The 3,186-nt window shown below is 68.8% G+C and carries 2 protein-coding genes; both read right to left on the bottom strand.

The window, feature by feature from the left end; translation table 11 throughout:
* Positions 1-1,932 (bottom strand): molybdopterin-dependent oxidoreductase (locus Q0480_RS17850; RefSeq protein ID WP_299135039.1); only part of this gene is annotated, 1,932 nt, incomplete at its 3' end.
* Between the two features lie 237 nt (positions 1,933-2,169).
* A partial coding sequence (locus Q0480_RS17845) for an NADH-ubiquinone oxidoreductase-F iron-sulfur binding region domain-containing protein (protein WP_299135038.1) occupies positions 2,170-3,186 on the bottom strand: 1,017 nt, incomplete at its 5' end.

The raw sequence follows: 3,186 nt of genomic DNA, 5'->3' as shown, positions 1-3,186 counted from the left end.
CATGTTGGGGATGCGCAGGCCCGGCTCCTCGTCGAGTGCCACGCCCCAGTCCGCTTCGAAGAGATGCCGGGTGGCGCTGTCGGAGACATGGCGATAGCCCGGCAGTTCGTGCGGGAACGAGCCCATGTCGCAGGAGCCCTGCACATTGTTCTGGCCGCGCAGCGGGTTTACCCCGACGCCGTCGCGGCCGATATTGCCGGTCGCCATGGCGAGATTGGCCATCGCCATCACCATGGTCGAGCCCTGGCTGTGCTCGGTGACGCCAAGGCCGTAATAGATCGCGCCGTTGCCGCCGGTCGCGAACAGCCGGGCGGCGGCGCGCAGCGTCTCGGCCGGGGCGCCGATCACTTCGGTCAGCGCCTCCGGGCTGTTGCGCTCCTCCGCGACGAAAGCGCGCCAGCGGTCGAATTCGACCGTGTCGCACCGCTCGGCGACGAAGGCCTCGTCGACGAGGTTTTCGGTGACGATGACATGGGCGAGCGCGTTCATCATCGCGACATTGGCGCCGGGGCGGAGCTGGATATGGTGCGCGGCCTGGATATGCGGCGAGCGCACCAGGTCGATGCGGCGCGGGTCGGCGACGATGATCCGCGCGCCCTGACGCAGGCGCTGCTTCATCCGGCTGGCGAAGACCGGATGCGCGTCGGTCGGGTTCGAGCCGATCAGCAGGATCACGTCCGCCTGGTCCACGGACTTGAAATCCTGGGTGCCGGCCGAGGTGCCGAAGGTCTGTTTCAGGCCATAGCCGGTCGGCGAGTGGCAGACGCGGGCGCAGGTATCGACATTGTTGTTGCGGAAGGCGGCGCGGATCATCTTCTGCACCACGTAGACTTCCTCGTTGGTACAGCGCGAGGAGGTGATGCCGCCGATCGAATCCTTGCCGTGTTCCGCCTGGATCGCCTTGAAGCGCGCGGCGGCGAAGGCGATCGCCTCGTCCCAGGAGACCTTGCGCCAGGGGTCGGTGATCGCCTCGCGCAACATCGGTTCGGTCTGGCGGTCCTTGTGGGTGGCATAGCCGAAGGCGAAGCGGCCCTTGACGCAGGAATGGCCCTCGTTGGCGCCGCCGTTCTTCCAGGGCGTCATGCGGACCACGGTCTCGCCCTGAAGCTCGGCCTTGAAGGAGCATCCGACGCCGCAATAGGCGCAGGTGGTGAGGACCGAGCGGGTGGGGGTGCCGGTCTCTACCAGCGACTTCTCGACCAGCGTCGCGGTCGGGCAGGCCTGGACGCAGGCGCCGCAGGACACGCAGTCCGACGAGAAGAAATCGTCCGTGAGAATGCCTGGCGACACCTTGCTGGCGAAGCCGCGGCCCTCGATGGTGAGGGCGAAGGTGCCCTGCACCTCGTCGCAGGCGCGGACGCAGCGCGAGCAGACGATGCATTTCGAGGCGTCGAACTGGAAATAGGGGTTGGAGGTGTCGATCGGCGCCTTCACGCCCTCGTCGAAATGGTTGGCGCCCTTCATGCCGTAGCGCACCTCGCGCAGGCCGGCGACGCCGGCCATGTCCTGCAGCTCGCAATCGCCGTTGGTCGGGCAGGTGAGGCAATCGAGCGGGTGGTCGGAGATATAGAGCTCCATCACCCCGCGCCGCAGCTTTTCGAGCCGGGCGGTCTGGGTATGGACCACCATCCCTTCGCGCACCGGCGTGGTGCAGGAGGCGGGGGTGCCCTTCACGCCCTCGATCTCGACGAGGCACAGGCGGCAGGAGCCCCAGGCCTCGAGTGAATCGGTGGCGCAGAGCTTGGGGATCGGCCGCTCGGCGAAGGAGGCCGCGCGCATGACGGACGTGCCCTCGGGCACCGTCACCGGCACGCCGTCGATGCTGAGCGTGACGAGCGCGCCGTTCTTCGCCGGCGTGCCGCGGTCGATCTCCGACAGCGCCGGGGCGCGGAGGTTGCGAAGGTCGAGCGGGATCTCCTGGTGGAGAGTCATGGGCTTCGTCCTCTCAGTGAACGTGGCGGTGATGCGCGCCCGGATAACGTGGACGCGCGAGTGTCACCGCCGCGCGCCGGTGGCTGTGACAATAGCGGGGTGCCGGGGGCGACCGGCGCGCCGAAGAAGGGCGCGACGGCGAAACAGGCGCCGGCCCGCGCGGCGCCGTGTCCGCGCAACGCCACGCCGAAGAGCGGCGCCGCCTGGACGGCCGGGATGGCGAGCGCGCGCATCGCCCTATTCCGCCGCCACCGGGGCGGCGCGGTCGAAATCCTCCGGGAAGAGGCGGATGGCCGAGAGCACCGGCATCGGGGTGAGCCCGCCCATGGCGCAGAGCGAGCCGTCGCGCATCAACTCGCAGAGATCCTCGATCAGCGCGATATTGGCGGCGACGCTCTCGCCGCGCAGGATTTTTTCCACTGTCTCACGACCGCGCACGGCGCCGACGCGGCAGGGCGTGCATTTGCCGCAGCTTTCGATCTCGCAGAATTCGAAGGCGAAGCGGGCCATTTCGGCCATGTCGATGGTGTCGTCGAAGACCACGATCCCGCCATGGCCGACCATCGCCTGGCGCAGCGCCAGTTCCTCGTAGTCCATCGGCAGGTCGAGCATGTCCGCCGAGACATAGGCGCCGAGCGGGCCGCCGAGCTGGGCGGTCCGAAACGGCCGTCCCGACGCGGTGCCGCCGCCGAAATCCTCGATCAGTTCGCGGATCGTGACGCCGAAGGCCTTTTCGACGAGCCCGCCCCGCGCGACGTTGCCGGCGAGCTGGAACGGCTGGGTGCCATGGCTGCGGCCGACGCCGAAATCCTTGTAGAACGCCGCGCCGCGATCGAGGATCAGCGGTACGCTGGCGAGGGTGAGCACATTGTTGATGACGGTCGGCTCGCCGAACAGGCCGGCGATGGCCGGGATCGGCGGCTTGACGCGGACCGTGCCGCGCAGCCCCTCGATGCTGTTCAGCATCGAGCTTTCCTCGCCGCAGATATAGGCGCCGGCGCCGCGGCGCACCGCGAGGCGGAAGGCGCGGCCGGAACCGCCGACGCTGTCGCCGAGCCAGCCGGCGGCCTCCATCACCCCGATCGCCGCCTTCATCTGCGAGATCGCGCGGGGATATTCCGAACGGATATAGACATAGCCGGCGGTGGCGCCGGTCGCGAGGCCGGCGATGATCATCGCCTCGATCAGGACGAAAGGGTCGCCCTCCATCAGCATGCGGTCGGCGAAGGTGCCGCTGTCGCCCTCGTCGGCGTT

Source organism: uncultured Amaricoccus sp. (genome assembly GCF_937891315.1).
In the GTDB taxonomy this organism is placed as follows: domain Bacteria; phylum Pseudomonadota; class Alphaproteobacteria; order Rhodobacterales; family Rhodobacteraceae; genus Amaricoccus.
The sequence above is the reverse complement of the archived record's forward strand: the minus strand, read 5'-3'. Positions and strand labels throughout refer to the sequence as shown.